Raw genomic sequence first — 17,324 nt, 5'->3', positions numbered from 1 at the left:
GTCGGTTGGAATGTTCGCCATAGTGGGCCTGCGCTGCATCCCCAAGGTTCGATTGAAAGATCCCCGCCGCACTGACTGGCAGGAAATCTTCGTACACCAGCGGTTCAGCTTTCACATAACCATTGCGTAACAAATCCTCCAAAGAAGCGGCATTGAGGCTACCCGCCGCCACGCCTTTTTCCGTGGCGAAATAGCGAAAGTACGCCAGGCCCTGTTCGCGCATGCCCTCGACGCTGTCAGGAAATTCGCCAAAGTGTTGAGTCATCAGCGCGTTGTAGCGTGCGGCGTTGGCTTCATTGGGGAAGTCGCCGAGTTCGTCGCGGGCGGCATTCAGTAAACGGTCATACAGCGCCCGGCCCTTGGGCGTCAGCGCTGCGCCGCGTTGTTCGATTTCGCCGAAACGGGCGCTGTGGCTGCCGCGGGTTTCACGCTGGTCGGTGAAGGCGATTGGTTCGTCCAACGCTTTGAAACTGGTCTGACGCAGCAAGATCGGGCACTGCCGGCGTGGTGGGCCTTCGATCACCGCTTTTGGGGTGATGCCGTGGGTTGGCATCTGCGCCTGCACGCTGTCGATATCCAGTGTGCGCGGTGTCAGGTGGTTGATGTGCGGGCCTTTGAACGCGACGACGTCAGCGATCAAACGATGCTGGGCGCTGAGCGTCTGGTACTGCGCGGCGGTGACGGTTGCGCTGTGATGCCAGCGAAAGGTCTCCAGTGCCTGTAGGACAAACTCCGCGGCGTCTGCCTCATTCAGTCCTCCGGCCGTCTCAGCCTGTGCGATCAAACGTAATGCCGCCTCAGTAAAGATTGAACGCTTGGCCAGCACCGATTCGGCAAAGGCGCGCAGTTCAGGATCGTCAATCAACTCCAGGCGTAACAACGAGGTAAACACGCGAAATGGGCTGATTTGCAGCGCCTCTTCATGCACCGCACGAAACGCGGTGGAATGCACCGGTACGCCCGCCGGCGTCAGGTCGTAATAACCCACCGGTTGCATGCCCATCACGGCGAACAGGCGGGCGAGGGTGGCCAGTTCAGTCGCGGTGCCGACGCGGATCGCGCCATGGCGCTCCATGTCCAGCCGTTCGATTTCACCCGTGCTGTTGAGCTGTCGGGCGATGTCTGGCTGACGTGCGAGCACATCGCGGTTGGTCTGCTCCACCAGTGCCAGCAGTGCGCCGTACAGCGGCACTTCTTCGCGGTACATGTCGGACATCGCTTTGGAGAAGCGTTGGCGAATCAGGTCGGGGCTGACGAAAGGCTGCACTGTCATGAAAAAAATTCCTGCCACGGTCACGTAATGGATGGAGGAAAAGATCGCAGCCTTCGCCTGCGCGGGCAAACGAAGAATCCTACGGACTTCATTCTGCCAACGACTGATCCACCCATTCGACCCAGTGCAAAACCTGTGTGCGTCCAGCACTGGCCAGGTGGCTCTGACAACCGATGTTTGAAGTGACGATCAGTTGCGGGCGGCCGCTTTCCAGCGCGTTGAGGCGGTTATCACGCAGTTGCCGGGCCAGCACCGGTTGCGTCAGCGAGTAGGTGCCTGCCGAACCGCAGCACAAATGCCCGTCCGGCACGGCCGTGAGGTTGAAACCCAAACGCGTCAGCACGGCTTCCACCGCGCCGCCGAGTTTCAGTGCGTGTTGCAACGTACACGGGCAATGCACGGCGATCCGTCGTTCGCTGGCGGCACAGACCTGCTCCAGCGGTTCTTGCGCAAGCACTTGCACCAGATCCAAGGTCAGCTCGCTGATCCGCCGTGCCTTGCCGGCATAGCGCGGATCGTCCCTGAGCAAATGCCCGTAATCCTTGATGAACGCGCCGCAACCGCTGGTGGTCTGCACAATGGCTTCAGCGCCGTTTTGCAGATGCGGCCACCACGCGTCGATGTTTTGCCGGGCGCGGTCGAGGCCCTTGGCCTGGGCGTCGAGGTGATAGTCCAGCGCGCCGCAGCAGCCGGCTTCGGCCACCGGGGTGATGCTGATCCCCAGGCGATCCAGCACCCGCGCCGTTGCGTCATTGGTATTGGGCGACAAACCTGGTTGCACGCAGCCTTCCAGCAGCAGAACCCGGCGCGCATGCCGTGGGGACGGGCGCACACCCGAGCTCGGCAGGTGCTGCGGCAGTTTGCTTTCAATCATGCGCGGCAACAGCGGCCGGAATGTCGTGCCCACTCGCAACAAACCTTTAAACAAACCGGGATTCGGCGCGAGTGCCCGCAACCCTTCACGCAGCATGCGTTGCGCCACCGGGCGCGGCACCGCCTGATCGACCACTGCCCGGCCGATGTCGAGCAAGTTGTGATAATCGACGCCGGACGGGCAGGTGGTTTCGCAGTTGCGGCACGACAGGCAGCGATCCAGATGCAGTTGTGTCTGCGCAGTCGCCGGCGCGCCCTCAAGCACTTGCTTGATCAGGTAGATACGCCCACGCGGGCCATCGAGTTCATCGCCGAGCAGTTGATAAGTCGGGCACGTTGCGTTGCAAAAACCGCAATGCACGCAGGTACGCAGGATTTTTTCCGCCTCGGCGGCGCGGGGCAGTTGGCGGGATTGCTCGCTGAGGGTGGTTTGCATGGCTAGAACTCTGCGTACATTCGACCGGGGTTGAACAGCCCTTGCGGGTCGAGTTGCGTTTTGAGTTGCCGGTGATAGCGCAGCAGTGTCGGCGCCAAGGGCTGAAACGGCGTGTCGTGGCCGTGGGTGAAGCAAGTGGCGTGGCCGCCAAGCTCTTCGGCGAGGGCGTGAATGCCTTCGTTGGCAGATTTGAGCCAGCGTTGCGCGCCGGCCCAGTCGATCAATTGCTTGCCGGACAAGTCCAGTGGCCCGAGATTGTTCGGCAATGACAGGCGCCATAACGGCAGGCCTTCGTCGAAAAACGGCAAACGGTGCTCGTTCAAATCGCGCCAGAACACCGAGTCCAGCGGCTCTCCGCCCAAGCGTTGATGCGCCGCCGTCACCGAGCCTTCGCCTCCCTCAAGACGCAGGTACAGACTGTCGCCATCGTGACACGCCGCGCTGATGGGCAGCGGTTGCTGGCCCCATTCGGCCAGATTGGCCAAGGCGCGGGCGCAGTCGATGTCGAGGCGGATGCTCAGGCATTGCCGAGGTTTGGGCAGGACTTTGAGCGAGACTTCAGTCAGTACGCCGAGGCAACCGAAACTGCCGGTCATCAGCCGCGACAGGTCATAACCGGCGACGTTTTTCATCACTTCACCGCCAAAACGCAGGTGCTGGCCGAGCCCGGTGATCACCCGAGTGCCGAGGACGAAATCGCGCACCGAGCCCGACCATGGCCGCCGGGGCCCGGACAGGCCTGTGGCGATCATGCCGCCGACCGTGGCGCTTTCAGCAAACGCCGGCGGCTCGCACGGCAACATTTGCCCGGCAGCGTCCAGCGTCGCGAGCAGTTCGGCTAATGGCGTGCCGGCACGAACCGTGATCACCAGGTCGGTCGGCTCATAGTGAACAATGCCGCGATGCTCACGGGTGTCGAGTACCTCGCCGGCCACCTCGCGCCCCAGAAACGCTTTGCTGTTGCCGCCCTGGATTTTCAGTGGCGTGGCACTGTTCCGCGCCTCGTTGACCTGATCGAGCAGGGCGCTGGCGGCATCGAATTCGGCCATCAGAAACGCTCCAGCTCGGGGAATGGCAGTTGCCCGGCATGAATGTGCATGGCGCCGAATTCGGCGCAGCGGTGCAGGGTTGGAATGTTTTTGCCGGGGTTGAGCAAGCCTTGCGGGTCGAACGCGGCTTTTACGGCGTGGAACAGGCTCAGTTCAGCGCTGTTGAACTGCGCGCACATCTGATTGATCTTCTCGCGGCCGACCCCGTGTTCGCCGGTGATGCTGCCGCCCACCTGCACGCACAATTCGAGGATCTTGCCGCCCAAGGCCTCGGCGCGGTGCAGCTCGCCGGGCTGATTGGCGTCGAACAGGATCAGCGGGTGCATGTTGCCGTCGCCGGCATGAAATACGTTGGCCACGCGCAAACCATATTCGGTGCCGAGGCGGGCGATGCCTTGCAGCACACCGGGCAGTTCGCGGCGCGGTATGGTGCCGTCCATGCAGTAATAATCCGGCGACAATCGGCCAATGGCCGGGAACGCGTTCTTGCGTCCTGCCCACAAGCGCACGCGCTCGGCTTCGTCGCGTGCCTGGCGTACTTCGGTGGCGCCGGCCTTACTCATGACCTCACGCACGCGCAGGCAATCGTCGTGGACATCGGCTTCGACGCCGTCGAGTTCACACAACAGAATGGCCTCGGCGTCGACCGGGTAACCGGCGTGGATGAAGTCTTCGGCGGCACGGATGGCGAGGTTGTCCATCATCTCCAGACCGCCGGGAATGATCCCCGCCGCGATGATGTCGGCCACCGCCCGGCCAGCCTTTTCCACGGAATCGAAACTGGCCAGCAGCACCTTCGCCACTTGAGGTTTTGGCAGCAGTTTGACCGTGACTTCGGTGATGATCCCCAGCAAACCTTCGGAGCCGGTGAACAGCGCGAGCAGGTCGAAACCCGCTGCATCGAGGGCGTCAGAGCCCAGGGTCAGGCGTTCGCCCTCGATGGTCAGGACTTCGATTTTCAGCACGTTGTGTACGGTCAAACCGTACTTGAGGCAGTGCACGCCCCCGGCGTTTTCGGCAACATTGCCGCCAATCGAGCAGGCGATTTGCGACGATGGGTCCGGCGCGTAATACAACCCGAACGGTGCGCCAGCCTGGGAGATCGCCAGATTACGCACGCCCGGTTGGACTCGTGCGGTGCGCGCGGCCGGGTCGATGTGCAGGATGTTGTTGAAGCGCGCCATCACCAGCAACAGCCCTTTTGCCAGTGGCAAGGCCCCGCCGGACAAACCGGTGCCAGCGCCACGGGCAACAACGGGGACGTTTTGTTGATGGCAGAGTTTGAGCAGCGCCTGCACCTGATCAAGACGACGGGGCAGGGCAACCAGCATGGGCGTGGTGCGGTAAGCCGACAAACCATCGCATTCGTAAGGCTTGAGCTCTTCATCGCGCCACAAGACGTCGAGATCCGGGATGGCTTGCTGCAAGGCCTTGAGCAATTGAGCTTTGTTCACCTCAGGCAACGGGCCGTCGAGGCGCTCGTCGTAGAGGATGTTCATCGCTGATTTCCCAAGAACTCCCGGTACAACCGTGCGGTATTCCCCGGCTGCTCGACCATCGGCATGTGCCCCACGTTATCCCACACGTCCACCCGCAAATTGGCGATGCCCTTGCTCCAGACCGGCACGCTGCTGACGTCGATCAAGCGATCCTTGCGCCCCCACAGCAGCAGGGCGGGGCATTTGATGTCGGCCAGTTTCGGCTCCATCGGCGGGCTGGCGCGCAAGTCGCGGAAGATCTCTTCCAGTTCATCGCGTTGCTGCTCGTAGCGCTGGGCGATGGCATCCAGCACCAGGTTCGGCACCCACGGCGGCGAAGCCATGGTCATGGCATAAAACTGGCGGAATTCTTCCCGGGAGTTGATCAAAAACGGGTTATGCCCTCGGGCCAGATGACGCTCCATGTCGCTGGCCTGCGGTGCCGTCACACCGGCCGGGTCGATCAGCGCCACCGAGGCAATGCGATCCGGATACGTCGCCGCCAGCCACGCAGCAATGTAGCCCCCCATTGAATTGCCGATCACATGGACCTTCTCCACGCCGCAGACGTCGAGCAACTGGATCATGCGTTTGGCCTGCAGCGCAATGTCGTAACCGCCACCTGCCTTGAAGCCGGTTTCACCGTGACCGGCCAGGTCCGGAATGATCACCCGATACTGACGCACAAAATGCCGGGAGAAGCGCAGCCACAGGTTCTTGTCGCCACTGTAGCCGTGCAGCATCAGGATCGCGCTGGCGGCCTCATACGGCCCGCCCTGCCAGGTCGACACCGTCATCTCGGCGATGGGCACTTCAATTTTGTGCAGCTTGTACCACTTGGCCTCGATGGCCATGTTCAAGTCATAGAGCCAATGACCGACCGCCGGATAACTCAACCAGCTCCAGGCCACGAAAACCGCGAGGGCGACAAACAGCAAAAGCATCGACGTCTTCCTTTTACGTGTTCAGGACAGAATGTGGTCGGCCGGTTTCAGCGACCGGGTCAACCGGTAATAGCTGAAACTGAAGCCGGGAAACATCGCGATCACATGACCGCTCTTGCTTTGATACCAACTGTGGCAGCCGCCGGACTTCCAGACGGTGCGCTCCATCTCCCGGTGGATCATCTCAGTGTAGGTACGTTCCGCTTCGGGGCGTACTTCGATGCTGCGCAAACCATTGGCTTGCACGGTGCGGATGCAGTCGAGGATGTAATTCATCTGCGACTCGATAATAAACAGCGCCGAAGTGTGGCCAATGCCCGTGTTGGGGCCGGTGACGATAAACAGATTGGGGAAGTCCGGCAGGCTGGTGCCGAGGTAGGCGCGGGGATACTCGGCCCAGACATCTCTGAGTTGCACGGCGTTTTTTCCGCTGACCGAGTAGGAAATAACGCCATCGGTGGCGTCGTAACCGGTCGACCAGACAATCAGGTCGACATCTAGATGCTGGCCGTCCTGGGTGTTGATCCCGGTTTCATCGATGGAGGCGATACCTTGCTCACGGGTGTGCAGCGTGACGTTGGGTCGGGTCAGTGCCGGATAGTAGGTGCTCGAAACCAGTACCCGCTTGCAGCCGATGGTGAAGTCGGGAGTGAGTTTTTCTTGCAGCTCTGGATCCGCTACCTGGCGTTTGAGAAAGCGCAGCGCTTGCTTTTGCACCAGGTGAATCGCCGGTTTCGAGTATTTGAAGGCGATGACCCGGGTTTCGAATTGCCAGTAGATCAGCCAGCGCAGGAGTTTGTAAGCCGGTTTCAAACCCAGTAGCCAACGCTGAACCGGCCCGAAGATGCGATCAGCGCGAGGCAACACCCAGTGCGGCGTGCGCTGGAACACATGCAGTCGCTCGACGTGCGCCGCAATGGCCGGAATCACCTGTGCCGCGCTGGCACCGCTGCCGACGATGGCCACGCGTTTACCGCGATAGTCGTAGCTGTGATCCCAATGGTTTGTATGAAACGTCTTGCCTTCAAAGCGCTCCTGCCCGGGGAAGTGCGGGATCACCGGTTGGCTCAAGGGGCCGGTGGCGTTGATCAGGAACCGCGCGTAGAACGTGCCCTTGGTGCCGGTGTGGACCGCCCAGTGCTTTTCAGTGTCGTCCCATTCGATGCGTTCGACATTGGCTTGCAGTTCCACCCGCTCGCGCAGGCCGAACTCGTCGATCACATGCTCGGTGTAACGGTGCAACTCCGCTTGTCCGGCAAACATCTGCGACCAGCGGTACGGCGCGAACGACAGTGAATACAGTGGCGACGGCACGTCCACTGCAGCGCCCGGGTAGGTGTTCTGGCACCAGGTGCCGCCGAAGAAGTCGCGCCGTTCCAGCAGGCGAAAATCGTCGATCCCGGCCTTGAGCAGATTGACTGCCGCGCACTGGCCACCAAAACCGCTGCCGATGATCAACACTTGGCAGATCTGCATGGGCCTCCTTCTTATAGTTGTTTTTCCGTTTTCCTCCTTTCATGTATAGCCAAATATTTGCTTTGTGGGAGCGGGTTTGTGTACCGGGTCGAGCTCGCGGGCCGGCGATGGCTATTTAACGTCGCCCTGATAGACTCCAGACACATCCGTCTGACGGTGCGCCAAGGTTCTTTTAAACGAACGAGGCCCTTATGAGAAACACCGGGGGAAAGGGACTTTCATTGGCCAGGAGGCTTTATACATCGCGAATCCTCGGTCTGGCGTTGGGGTTGTTATGCGTGAGCATGGCGATGTACCCGCTCGATCCGCCGCTGTGGGTTTGGGCCCTGATGCTGTTCAACGGCTTGCTCTGGCCACATCTGGCGTTTCAGTGGGCGCGTCGGGCCAAAGTGCCTTACTACGCCGAACACCGAAACCTGTTGATCGACGCGTTTCTCGGCGGTTTCTGGGTTGCGGCGATGCAGTTCAATCCGCTACCCAGCGCCACGACCATTTCGATGATGGCGATGAATAACGTCGCCATCGGCGGTTTGCGTTTTTTGCTGGCCGGCACGGCGGCGCAGATTCTCGGTGTGTGTGTCGGTCTGGTGGTGTTTGCCCCGGTGTTCATTCCCCAGACAACGCCCTTGCAGTTATATGCCTGCCTGCCGTTGCTGATGCTGTATCCGTTGGCGCTGGGCTGGATCTGCTTTCGTCAGGCCTACACGCTGGGCCTGCATAAACGCGAATTGCTGGCCCTGAGCCGCACCGACAGCCTCACCGGATTGCTCAACCACGGCGCGTGGAAGGATCAACTGGAGATTGCCTTTCAGCGCTGCAAACGGCAGCAGCAGGGCGCGGCGATCGCGTTGATCGACATTGACCATTTCAAGGCGATCAACGACACCTACGGCCATGTGGCCGGCGACATCGTGCTACGGCAGTTGAGCAAAATGCTCAAGCAAAACCTGCGCGTGACCGACATTGCAGGGCGTTACGGGGGCGATGAATTCTGCGTGATCCTCCCGGAGTTGCCGCTGTTCAACGCCGCCCAGGCCATGGAGGCGTTGCGTGAGCGCTTCGCGACGCTGGGTTACGAGCAGAATCCGGCGTTGAAGGTCAGTTTGAGTATTGGCCTGGCGGCGTACGAACCGGCCCATGCCGATGCGACGCGCTGGCTCAATGATGCCGATCAGGCGTTGTACGAAGCCAAGGCCGGCGGGCGGAATCGGGTGATCTGCAATTGCGACAACCTGCCCAGGCAGCCATTGCTCGACTCGGTCTGAGTCCCTCTATGTTGCATCCGCGATAGAGCGAATTCTGACGCGGGCGATGCAGCGGGAGGTGGCGTACAAGGCGCCGGTTTAGCGGCTGACGTCAGTCCGGCCACCGCGTTACTCCTTGACGCTCATGTATTCCTTCGCCCAGAGAATGTACTCCTCCGGCTGGGTATAGGTGTGCGTCAGTTCGGTCGCGCTCAAGTCCGAAGCCTGGGTGAAAATCTGCCGCTGTTCGCGCAGGCTGTCGTAGGTGGCCTTGATGGCCGCGAAGTAAGCGCCATGGCCATCGATGGTCACGCGCACGCCCAGTTCGGCCAGACGCTTGTCGTCACGCAGTGCCGGGTTGCCGTAGGTGACCAGCATCAGCGGCACGGTCAGGTGTTCGGCGATTTGTTCCAACTGATCGAAATCCTGCACCCCGACCATGCAGATACCATCGGCGCCTGCGGCCTGATACTGACGGGTGCGGCTGATGATTTCCTGGTTCGGCAGGATGCCGGCGTTGGTGCGGGCGATGATGGCCATTTCCGAATCGACCCGGGCTTCGAGTGCGGCGCGGATCTTGCCGACGCCTTCGGCGACCGTGATCAGGTCGGTGGATTTGCGCCCGAATTGCGCGGGCAGCAAGGTGTCTTCGATGGTCAGGGCGGCGACGCCGGCGCGTTCCAGTTCGACGATGGTGCGCATCACGTTGAGGGCGTTGCCGTAGCCGTGGTCGGCGTCGGCGATGACCGGCAATTGGGCGACGCGGCCAATGCGGGTGGCCTGTTCGGCAAACTCGCTGAGGGTGATCAGGGCAAAGTCCGGGGCGCCGAGCACCTGCAACGAGGCCACCGAACCACCGAGAATCCCCACTTCAAAACCCAGGTCAGCGGCAATGCGGGCCGACATCGGGTCGAACACCGAAGCCGTGTGGTAGCAGGTATCGGATGCCAGCAGTTGACGGAAATTACGGCGCAAATCTTGATGAGAAAGCCTGGTCATACGAGTTCCACCAATACAAAGGAATGGAAGGGCTTGAGCAAAGGTGTCAACGCCGAAGGATGAAAAGGCTATCACGCGAATGGGTCAAGGATCATGACGAATTTGCGGGGCTGGGGTTAAACATGCGCCTTTGGCTGAAAGGATTCATCTTTGGCGGCAGATTTCCATGGCCGGTTCATGCCGCCACGGCATGCCGCTGTTGATTGGGCAGCATCACCGCCCGTACCGAGTTGCCTGGTTGCAGTTGCAGGCGTTTGGCCGTGAGGCGGTCGATCACCAGGCTGCTGCCGACGCAACGGGCGCGAGCGACGGTGATGCGGCAGTTTTCCAGGCGACGGTTGTGGATCAGCCACAAGGGGGCCTGCTCGTCGGGGCTGCCGAGGCTCAAGGTCAGCTCAAGGCTGTCGCGCACCGTGCGGATGTTTCGGATCGGTGATTCGATCACTGGGCCACCATCGAAAATGTCGATATAGCCTTTGTGCGCAAAACCTTCGGCCTGAAGGATTTTCAGCGCCGGCTCGGTATTGGGATGCGCCTGACCGATAGCGGCCTGGGCCTGCTCAGTGAGCAGGCAGGTGTACAGCGGCTGGCGTGGCATCAGCTCGGCGATGAACGATTTGTTGCCCAGCCCCGACAGGTGATCGGCGTGGCTGAAGTCCATCTGGAAGAAATGCCGGCCCAGGCTGTCCCAAAACGGCGAACACCCCAGTTCATCGGCGCTGCCGCGCAGTTCGGCGATCATCTTTTCGCCAAACAGATGCGGAAATTCGGCGACGAACAGCAAGCGCCCCAGCGACAAAAGCCGACCGTTACTGCCATGGCGCTGGTCATGCCGCAGGAACAGCGAGCACAGTTCCGATTGGCCGGTCAATTCGTTGTTCAGGAACAGCGTGGGAATCTGGCGTTGAATGCCCAGATCCGGCGCCGAACTCACCGTCAAACCGACCCGATAGTTGTACCAGGGCTCGCGCAGGCCGACCGCTCCGGCCATTGCGCTGACACCGACCACGCGCTGGTCATCGTCTTCGAGCACAAACAGATAGTCGGCATCGGCACGTTCCACTTGCTCGGCGAATGCACGTTGCGCCCAACGCACGCGGTGGGCCAGGCGATCTTCGTTGACCGGCAGGGTGGTGAACCCCGGGCCGGCCTGTTGTACCAGCGCCATCAAGGCGGGCAGGTCACTGACTTTAACCGGGCGGACAATCATGCTGTAACTCCTTCTGCGCGCCTGTTCGGGCACTGTCGTTGGGTGCGGAGCCGGGCGCGGTTCACAGGGCTATCAGCCGGATCGGGTTGCCATCGGTCACATTCAGCGCCGCACACATTGCAGGGGTGAGAGACAGCGGTTGATCGGGGTGGTAATCGAGTTCGGCGACGATGCACCGAAAACCGTGCAACGCATCGTTGCTCAGCAGATAACGGCCACGCGCATCGATTTGCGACTGTTGCCGCACGTGTACCGTCTGGCTGCGGGCGATCGAGCGGATAGTCGCTGTGCGTGCATACAGGGTCGGGCCGGCGTCGAACAGATCGATGTAGCTGTTGGTTTCAAAGCCTTCACGCTCAAGAATGTCGAAGGCTTCCTGACCGTCCGGGTGGATGCGGCCAATGCAGTCTTGTGCGGCCTGCGGCAGCATCGGCACGTAGATCGGGTATTGCGGCATCAGTTCAGCCAGAAACGTACGGCTCTGCAATCCGCACAGACGCTCAGCTTCGGTATAGGGCAGGTCAAAGAAGTGCTTGCCCAGCGCGTCCCAGAAGGGCGAATGGCCGTTTTCATCGCTGTAGCCGACGATTTCAGTAATCACTGCTTCGGCGAACCGTTGCGCATGAGCGGCGATGAACAGCAGGCGCGCCCGCGAGAGCAATTCGGAAAACGGCGTACCCACCAGCGCAGCGTTGATGTGGAAACCGCGCAGCAGCGTGTGGTCGTTCAGGTCGTGGCACAACGAAAGCGCCGGCACGCCGTGTTCGATGTTCAGTTCTCGCGAGGCGCTGGTGAAATGGCGATTGCGCAGGCTGTAGAACGGTTCGTCGAAACCGGCAGTGGCGAGGATTTCGGAGCAACCCAGCAGTTGTTGGCTGTCGAGGTCTTCCAGCACGAAGAAGTAGTTCTCCGGGCCATGGGCGGTGGCGTCTGCAGCAAACGAAGCGCAGGAGCCGGCGATTTTTTCACGCAAACGGTCACTGTCGTCCGGCAGGGACGTCACGCCCACCAAACTGTCGCGGGCCAATTGTTGTAGCTGGGGCAGATCAGTCTGCGCGACTGGGCGTAAGGCCAGCATGGATGTACTCCTGTATCAAAAGGTTCGGCGAATTCACCGAACCTGACTATCACTGTCGGTTTCCACGCGTTAAATCGGCGTGCGCCTGATTTGTTGTCAGACGCTGCTCTTTTTCTTGTCAGCCGTTGCTTGGGTCCGGCAGCGCGGTGCTAGCCCCGAGTTTGTTGAGGAAGAACAGGTAAACCAGGCCCAGAGCGATCCAGATCAGGCCGAGTTTCTGTGCATCGACGCCCATGTTGTACATGATGGCCGCGACGATGATGAAGCCGATCACCGGGCAGATCAGATGGCGCACGACCTGACCGGACTTTTGCCGACGCCAGTAGTAGTTGATCACGGTCAGGTGCAGCAGCATGAAACCGCTGAGCGCGCCGAAGTTGACCAGCGACGTCAGGGTGTCGACCGAGTTGATGAACAGGTAGCAGATCACCAGCGACAGCACCGCCACCAGATAAATGCTCAAGTACGGCGTGTTGTGTTTGGGGTGGACCTTGGCCAGCACTTTCGGCAGTTTGCCGTCACGGGCCATGCCGAACAGCAGGCGCGACACCGCCGCTTGCGAGGTGATTGCCACCGCTACACCCCAAGCCAGGGCGGTCGCGACACCGGTCAGGGTGGCGAGCCAACTGCCAGCGGCGATTTCGGCGATTTCATAGAACGCAGTGTCGGCGGACGTGAAGCCCATGCCGGCGGCCAGGTCAGTGGCAATCCAGGTTTGTGCGACGAAAATCACGCCCATCACTACCAGTGTGATCAGTGCCGCTTTGCCGACACTGCGACCCGGATCACCCTTGATTTCTTCGGCCAGGGTCGAGATCGCGTCGAAGCCCAGGAATGACAGCACCGCAATCGACACCGCTTGCATCAGCAGGGCGAAGTTGAAAGTCTCGGCGTTGTACAACGGCGCCAACGTCAGTTCGCCGTTACCGCCACCGTTGTGCAGGGCCGTCCAGGCATAGAAGAGGAAGATGCCTAGAACGACCAGTTGGGCCAGCAGGAAGATGATGTTCATCCGTGCGGTGAAGGTGATGCCGCGCAGGTTGACGAACGTCGCACTGACCAGGAAGGCCAGAATGAAACCGACTTTCGGAATATCCGGGTACAAATGGTTGAGTGCCATCGCCGCGTAGACGTAGAGCAGCGGCGGAATCAGCAGGTAGTCGAGCAGCATCAGCCAGCCGGCGATGAAGCCGACATGTTGATTCAAGCCGCGTTGCGCGTAGGAATAAACGGATCCGGCAATCGGAAAGGCTCGGGCCATGCTGCCGTAGCTCAACGCGGTAAACAGCATCGCCACCATGCCGATGATGTAGGCCAGCGGCACCATCCCGGGCGCCTCGGCGTTGACGTAGCCATACACGCCAAACGGGGCGATGGGGATCATGAAGATCATCCCGTACACCACCAGGTCTGTAAGTGTCAGGCTACGTTTCAATTCTTGTTTGTAGCCGAATTCTTCAATTTCCATGAAGCGCAACTCCTTGTCAGCCAGTCGGTCATTTTTTAGTTGTTCTATCGGTCCATCATTTACAGCGTCAGCAGTGTTTCTTTACAGCAATGGTGCGAGGTATCCGGCCCAGCGCGATACGGCCTCGGGGCTGTGCAGCAAGTCGTTGCGCACCTCGATGAGCACTGAATCCAGGCCCCGGGCATCGCCGTGTACCGGCACGGTCATGTCGCCCAGTGGGTCAATTCTGTACGGCTGATTGCCGGCCACGTTCAACGGATGTTGCTCCAGACCGTCGAGCAGACGCTGGGCATACACCTTGGCCTGACCGAACAGCACGCCGACCTCCACCGTTCGCGGCTGGCCGTAATACACCGGCGTGAAACTGTGAATTCCCACCACCCGTACCGGTTGGCCCAGCGCAATCCGCTCGTCGATCAACATTTGCAAGCGCGTGTGAAACGGTTTGAACAGTGCCTGACGCCGGTATTCGCGAGTGGCTTCGTCCAGCTCGCGGTTACCCGGCACCTGATAAATCTCACTTTGCGCCGGAATGCTGTCCCGGGCGTGCCGTGGCCGATTCAGGTCGATCAACAGACGTGAATAGTTGGCGCTCAACAGCGTTGCACCGAGTGTTTGCGATAACTGCTCGGCCAGTTGCAATGCGCCGATGTCCCAGGCGATGTGTTCACGCGCGGCGATATCGTCCAGGCCCAGGTTGTTCAGGGCCGCGGGGATGTAATGGCTGGCGTGCTCGCACACCAGGATCACCGGATGCGTCGAGTCGGCGCGGCTCAGGTTGTAGACCGGTCGGGTATACAACCCAAGCTCGGCGGGCTCAGTACAGGCGTGCATAGTGCTCACACAGGTCAGCGGGCGAGAGCTGTTCCGTCAGCGCCAGTTCCTCGGTTTTAAGGGCGTGATACGTGTCGAGCAACGGCTTGGGCAGCCATTCATTGAAGGCTGCACTGTTGCGCAGGCAATCCAGCGCCTGGGCCAGCGAGGCGGGCAGGGCAACGATACCCCGGGCCTTGCGTTGCTCGTCGTTGAGTGAATCGGGAATGTCATCGGTGATCGCGTTCAGCGCCAGACGCTGTTCGATCCCCAAGCGGCCGGCGATCAGCAGTGCAGCCATTGCCAGGTGCGGCGAGGCGGTGGCGTCCATCGCCCGGAATTCAAGGTTGAACTGTGTGGCCACGGATTTGCCGCCCAGTGTCACGGTCGGGCAGATACGCAACGCCGCTTCACGGTTCTGCTGGCCAAGGCACGCATAGGACGCGCTCCAGTGGTGCGGCTGCAAGCGCTCATACGACACCGGGGTTGGCGCGGTGAACGCACACAGCGCCGGCAAATAATGCACAACCCCCGCCGCCCAATGCTGGCCGAGGGTCGACAAGCCGTTGCGGGTGCCGGCGTCGTAGAGCATTGGCTGACCGGCCAGGTCGAGCAGGCTGACGTGCAGGTGCACGCCGTTGCACACCGCGTCCGCCGAGGTCTTCGGTGCGAAACTCAGGTCCAGGCCCATCTGCCGGGCGATCTCGCGGGTGATTTCGCGCACGTTGACCGCACGATCCGCGGCGGCGACACCCAGGGTCGGCCGACAGGTGATTTCGTATTGGTGCTTGCCGTATTCGGGCAGGAACATTTCCGGCTCGACGCCACCGGCGCGCAAGGCGCTGAGCAGCCAGCCGCCGAATTCGGCGCCCTGACGCTGGGCTTCGAGGGAAAACGCCAGATGTTCGACAAAACCGGCGTGCAGATTGAACTCGTGTTCAAACGCAGCGTTGACCTGCAAACCCAACTGGTCGCGATAACGTTCCACCTCATCACGCAGCAGCGTACGCGGGCAGGCCCCCCACGGACGGCCATCGGTTTCGCGGATGTCGCCGTGAATGAAATCCAGCGCCGGTGCGTCGGCATCCGGGCCGTTGCCGACAATCACGCGGCTGGCCAGATCCGGGATCAAACGCAGGTCGCCATAGGCGCCCCATGGATTGGTCGAGGCGATGATGTCCTGAGGTGTCAAGGCGCTGTTGGCGGGCACCCAGCCACAACCGGCGGCCTGGTAGTGCTCAAGTTCGTCGGTGGGGAACGAGCGGCCACGGGTGATGCCGATCAGGTCAGTGGTGACGATAGTGGTCATCGGCAGCGGTGTCAGGCGGGGGCTCATGGCTGCATCTCCTGCAACCGGGCGAGCACGGTGTCGGTGTCGGTGATCCAGCAATACCCCTTGATCGCGTTCAGACAGGCGTGATGGCGCTCGGCGCTATAAGTGGCGCAGGCGTCTTCGACCAGGGTCACCAGATAGCCACGGTCGGCGGCATCGCGCACCGCCATGTCGACGCACTGGTCGGTAACGATACCGGCGATGATCAGATGGCGGGTTTGCAGATTGCGCAGCACATAGTCGATGTTGGTCGAGTTGAAGACCCCGGAAGAGGTTTTCGGCAGGACGATTTCGTTTTCCACCGGGGTCAGGTCATCAATGATCCGCGCCTGTGAGCTGCCTTTGGGCAGGTGCATGTCCGAGAGCTTGTGGTCAAGCGAGCGGTCGCGGCCATCGGCGGTCAGACTTTCAATCAGGGTGTGCAGTACGTTCTGCCGCGTCTGACGAAAGGCACTGAGCAACCGGCGTTGATTGGGCACCACCTGCATGTGGGTGCGGGTCAGGAAGTACTCGGCGTCCGGGCCGTTCAGGTGCGGGTCGAACTGCGGTTCGAGCCAGGCACGCTGCATGTCCACCAGCAGCAACGCGGTGTGGTCAGTGACAAATGGCAAGTCCCGCGGCGAGCGGTGGGGAAGGCTGAACATCCTTATTTATCCTCCAGCAGGTGGGTGTTGAAGTCATTGCGCAGGGCATCGATGCCTTCCAGGCGATCGGCCAGATTCTCACTGCGCAGGGTCAGACAGGCTATCAGCGCTTCGACCTGAGCCAGTGCTGGCACCATGGTGTCGAACGGCGAAGCCGACTCCACCGGGGCGCTGATGATCAGGTCGGCCAGTTCGCGCAGCGGCGAGGCGTAGATGTCGGTGAACAGCACCACGCGCGCGTTATTGTTTTTTGCTGCGCTAGCGACGCGCAGGGCTTGGGTCTGGTAGCGGCGATAGTCGAACACCAGCACGACGTCCTGGCGCTGCAGATCGAACAGGCGATCGGGCAGTTGCGCATTGTCATCCAGGGCAAAGCAACCAGGGCGCAGCAGGCGCAGGTGATTGAGCAGGTAGTTCGCCATCAGGCTGGAGAAGCGCCCGCCAAAGCAGTACACCTGATGCCGAACGTCGAGCAGCCAGTCCGTGAGAATGCGCACATCTTCGGGTTGAGTCAGCGATTGGGTTTCGACCAGCAGACGATGACTGTCGCTCAGGTAGTGGCTCCAGGCGTCATCCTTGTTCTGGTGCGCGCGGGGTTGCAACAGGGTGCGCGGCGAGCGCAGACGATGATCCATGTCGCTGAGCAGCGCATCCTGGAATTGGGCATAACCGCCGAAGCCGAGTTTCTTTACCAGGCGCACAATGGTCGGGTCGCTGACACCGGCATGCTCGGCCAGTCGTGCCATGGGCCCCAGGCCGTTGCGCGGGTACTGATCAAGCAAGGCGCGAACGACTTTGCGCTCCGACGGCGTGAGATCAAGGTCGGGGTCGGTGATCAGGTCTCTGAGAGGGGGCATCCTGGCTCCTGCTGGATGAAGGTGTCGAATTTGCTTCACAATTCGCTAAAACAGTATTTATGTAACTTACGCTACATGTCTAGTGAATTTTTTATCCTGTTGAAACGGCCCCAAAACAGGGCAGGATGCCCGTGTAACAAGGGCTACAC

At 60.9% G+C, this 17,324-nt stretch carries 15 protein-coding genes; 1 reads left to right on the top strand and 14 read right to left on the bottom strand.

What is annotated here, in order from left to right:
* From hglS to AACY02_RS23145, 6 genes are all read right to left on the bottom strand, one after another.
* Positions 1-1,273, bottom strand: a 1,273-nt coding sequence (gene hglS, locus AACY02_RS23170; protein ID WP_339433938.1) for a 2-oxoadipate dioxygenase/decarboxylase HglS, incomplete at its 3' end; no start/stop codon positions are given.
* 88 nt (positions 1,274-1,361) lie between these two features.
* On the bottom strand, positions 1,362-2,582 hold the full coding sequence (glcF, locus tag AACY02_RS23165; protein WP_339433937.1) for a glycolate oxidase subunit GlcF: 1,221 nt from the start codon (positions 2,580-2,582) through the stop codon (positions 1,362-1,364).
* Between the two features lie 2 nt (positions 2,583-2,584).
* A complete protein-coding gene (glcE, locus tag AACY02_RS23160; protein ID WP_339433936.1) occupies positions 2,585-3,631 on the bottom strand; it encodes a glycolate oxidase subunit GlcE in 1,047 nt (348 codons plus the stop codon).
* The gene (gene glcD, locus AACY02_RS23155) at positions 3,631-5,130 is read right to left on the bottom strand and encodes a glycolate oxidase subunit GlcD (RefSeq protein ID WP_339433935.1); all 1,500 of its coding nucleotides are present in this window, start codon (positions 5,128-5,130) and stop codon (positions 3,631-3,633) included. Before glcD ends, glcE begins: the two co-directional genes overlap by 1 nt.
* Complete coding sequence (locus AACY02_RS23150; protein ID WP_339433934.1) at positions 5,127-6,053, bottom strand: alpha/beta fold hydrolase; 927 nt, start codon at positions 6,051-6,053, stop codon at positions 5,127-5,129. The genes glcD and AACY02_RS23150 overlap by 4 nt, the downstream gene beginning before the upstream one ends.
* A gap of 21 nt (positions 6,054-6,074) precedes the next feature.
* A complete protein-coding gene (locus tag AACY02_RS23145; protein WP_339433933.1) occupies positions 6,075-7,529 on the bottom strand; it encodes a flavin-containing monooxygenase in 1,455 nt (484 codons plus the stop codon).
* Between the two features lie 191 nt (positions 7,530-7,720).
* Between AACY02_RS23145 and AACY02_RS23140 the strand changes: the two genes are divergently transcribed.
* Positions 7,721-8,794 carry a diguanylate cyclase gene (locus AACY02_RS23140; RefSeq protein ID WP_339433932.1) on the top strand — a complete coding sequence of 358 codons (1,074 nt, stop codon included), beginning with the start codon at positions 7,721-7,723 and terminating at the stop codon, positions 8,792-8,794.
* Between the two features lie 108 nt (positions 8,795-8,902).
* Here AACY02_RS23140 and AACY02_RS23135 read toward each other — a convergent pair whose 3' ends face one another.
* The 8 genes from AACY02_RS23135 to AACY02_RS23100 all read right to left on the bottom strand — a co-directional run bounded on the left by AACY02_RS23135 (position 8,903) and on the right by AACY02_RS23100 (position 17,175).
* Positions 8,903-9,772 carry an isocitrate lyase/PEP mutase family protein gene (locus AACY02_RS23135; RefSeq protein ID WP_221733829.1) on the bottom strand — a complete coding sequence of 290 codons (870 nt, stop codon included), beginning with the start codon at positions 9,770-9,772 and terminating at the stop codon, positions 8,903-8,905.
* 175 nt (positions 9,773-9,947) lie between these two features.
* Positions 9,948-10,982 (bottom strand): arginine N-succinyltransferase, encoded by a 1,035-nt coding sequence (gene astA / locus AACY02_RS23130; protein WP_339433931.1) that lies wholly within the window; start codon positions 10,980-10,982, stop codon positions 9,948-9,950.
* Positions 10,983-11,043: 61 nt separating this feature from the next.
* Entirely contained in the window at positions 11,044-12,060 is a 1,017-nt protein-coding gene (locus AACY02_RS23125) for an arginine N-succinyltransferase (protein ID WP_339433930.1), read from the bottom strand.
* A gap of 118 nt (positions 12,061-12,178) precedes the next feature.
* Complete coding sequence (locus tag AACY02_RS23120) at positions 12,179-13,528, bottom strand: APC family permease (protein ID WP_221733826.1); 1,350 nt, start codon at positions 13,526-13,528, stop codon at positions 12,179-12,181.
* Between the two features lie 81 nt (positions 13,529-13,609).
* Complete coding sequence (locus tag AACY02_RS23115; protein ID WP_339433929.1) at positions 13,610-14,362, bottom strand: N-formylglutamate amidohydrolase; 753 nt, start codon at positions 14,360-14,362, stop codon at positions 13,610-13,612.
* Entirely contained in the window at positions 14,346-15,677 is a 1,332-nt protein-coding gene (locus AACY02_RS23110; RefSeq protein ID WP_339433928.1) for a glutamine synthetase, read from the bottom strand. Before AACY02_RS23110 ends, AACY02_RS23115 begins: the two co-directional genes overlap by 17 nt.
* Positions 15,674-16,318, bottom strand: a complete 645-nt coding sequence (locus AACY02_RS23105; protein WP_339433927.1) for an isochorismatase family cysteine hydrolase — start codon at positions 16,316-16,318, stop codon at positions 15,674-15,676. The genes AACY02_RS23110 and AACY02_RS23105 overlap by 4 nt, the downstream gene beginning before the upstream one ends.
* A 2-nt stretch (positions 16,319-16,320) precedes the next feature.
* Positions 16,321-17,175: a MurR/RpiR family transcriptional regulator gene (locus tag AACY02_RS23100; protein WP_339433926.1), complete on the bottom strand. Its 855-nt coding sequence runs from the start codon at positions 17,173-17,175 to the stop codon at positions 16,321-16,323.
* Between the last annotated feature and the right edge of the window lie 149 nt (positions 17,176-17,324).

It is taken from the genome of Pseudomonas sp. EA_65y_Pfl2_P78 (assembly GCF_963970495.1).
GTDB lineage: Bacteria > Pseudomonadota > Gammaproteobacteria > Pseudomonadales > Pseudomonadaceae > Aquipseudomonas > Aquipseudomonas baetica_A.
The sequence above is the reverse complement of the archived record's forward strand: the minus strand, read 5'-3'. Positions and strand labels throughout refer to the sequence as shown.